This is a genomic window from Streptomyces sp. BR123 (assembly GCF_013401435.1).
GTDB lineage: Bacteria > Actinomycetota > Actinomycetes > Streptomycetales > Streptomycetaceae > Streptomyces.
Genome location: NZ_JACBGN010000566.1, coordinates 1 through 1,777, shown reverse-complemented (window position 1 = coordinate 1,777; position 1,777 = coordinate 1). Strand labels below are relative to the sequence as shown.

The following is a 1,777-nucleotide window of genomic DNA, read 5'->3' as shown; positions in this document are numbered from 1 at the left end:
GTCCCCCAGCAGCCCGCCCCGCCGCGCAGCTGGGCCTCGTCCGCGGGCCCCACCGGCGCCGGGCAGGCCCCGTACGGCGGCCAGTACGGCTACCCCGGCGCCCCCGGCCCCTGGGGCAAGCCCCCGGCCGCCAAGCCGGGCACCATCCCGCTGCGCCCCCTCGACATGGGCGAGATCCTCGACGGCGCCGTCGCCACCATGCGCGGCCAGTGGCGCTCGGTCCTGTCGGTCTCCCTCGTCGTGGCGACGATCGTGCAGGTCGTCGACCTGCTGCTGAAGAAGTACGCGCTGGCCGACCTGCCCACCCCGGACCCGGAGGCCGGACCGGCCGCGGTCCTCGACGCCATGGGCGCCAGCCTGCTGTCCAGCAGCGCCAGCCTCTTCGTCCAGTTCATCGGCGGCATCCTGGCCACCGCCCTGCTCACGATGATCTTCAGCCGGGCCGTGCTCGGCCGCAGCTCCACGGTCGCCGAGGCCTGGCACGACGCCCGCCCGCGGCTACCGCACCTGGTCGGGCTGACCCTGCTGCTGGGCATCGGCGCGGCCGTCCTGGTCGCCGTGCTGCTCCTGCCCGCCGTCCTCGCCCGCAGCATCGGCCTCGCCCTCCTCGGCGTCCTGGTCGCCTTCCCGCTGCTGATCTGGCTGGCGATCAAGTTCAGCCTGGCCTCGCCGGCACTGATGCTGGAGAAGAGCAGCATCCCCACCGCCCTGCGGCGCTCCTCCAAGCTCGTCCGCGGCTCCTGGTGGCGCATCTTCGGCATCACCGCCCTCACCGCGCTGATCACCGGCTTCGTCTCCGCCGTGATCATCTACCCGATGCTCTTCCTGGGCGCCGCCCTCTCGGGCAGCGGGTTCAGCGGCTTCGCGGACGGCACCCTCCTCGACGACTGGACCTTCCTCGTCATCCTCGGCGTCGCCTCGGTCATCGCCCAGACGATCACCCTGCCCATGCAGTCCGGCGTCACCGTCCTGCTCTACGTCGACCAGCGCATCCGCCGCGAGGCCCTCGACCTGGAGCTCGCCCGGGCCGCCGGCCTGGAGCACTACGGCTCGGACCCGACGGCCCCGCCCACCGGAGGCTGACCGGACGATGGCGGCCAGGGGGGACCTCATCACACACACCACGGCGCTCCTGCCGGGGCAGCCGACGCCACCGGTGACGACACCGCGCGAGCCCGCCCGCGAGGCGGCCGAACGCGAGCTGTCCAAGCAGCTCTACCACCAGGACGACCCCGGGCTGCTCCAGCGCGCCCTGGACCGCTTCTGGGAGTGGGTCGGCGACCTCTTCGACCGGGCCGGCAGCGCCACCCCGGGCGGCACCCTCGGCCTGGCCGCCGTCGCCGTCCTCGCCGTCCTGGCCCTCGCCGCCCTGTGGTGGCGGCTCGGCACCCCCCGCCGCACCGCCACCGGCGGGGCCGCCCTCTTCGACGACGGCCCCGCGAGCGCCGACGACCACCGCACCGCCGCCGACGCCCATGCCGCCGCCGGCCGCTGGAACGACGCCGTCCGGGAGCGCATGCGCGCCATCGTCCGCTCCCTCGAAGAACGCACCCTCCTCGACCCCCGCCCCGGCCGGACCGCCGACGAGGCCGCCGCCGAGGCCGCCCGCTCCCTCCCCGGCCACGCCGCCGACCTCCGCGCCGCCGCCCGCACCTTCGACGACGTCACCTACGGCGGCCGCACCGCCGACGCCGAGATCTACGCCCGCCTGCGCACCCTCGACCTCACCCTGACCCGTACGAAGCCGCTCCTGACGGGACCCCCGGCATGACCGCCC

Annotated in this window: 2 protein-coding genes; both read left to right on the top strand. The window is 75.4% G+C overall.

The features are described 5' to 3' along the window. A partial coding sequence (locus tag HYE82_RS36290; RefSeq protein WP_179178478.1) for a glycerophosphoryl diester phosphodiesterase membrane domain-containing protein occupies positions 1-1,083 on the top strand: 1,083 nt, incomplete at its 5' end. Between the two features lie 7 nt (positions 1,084-1,090). Next, positions 1,091-1,771 (top strand): DUF4129 domain-containing protein, encoded by a 681-nt coding sequence (locus tag HYE82_RS36285; protein WP_179178477.1) that lies wholly within the window; start codon positions 1,091-1,093, stop codon positions 1,769-1,771. Positions 1,772-1,777: the final 6 nt, after the last annotated feature.

What these genes read in the sequence shown, in the direction of transcription:
- HYE82_RS36285 (WP_179178477.1), top strand. Translation starts at nt 1,091, where the DNA reads ATGGCGGCCAGGGGGGACCTCATCACACACACCACGGCGCTCCTGCCG.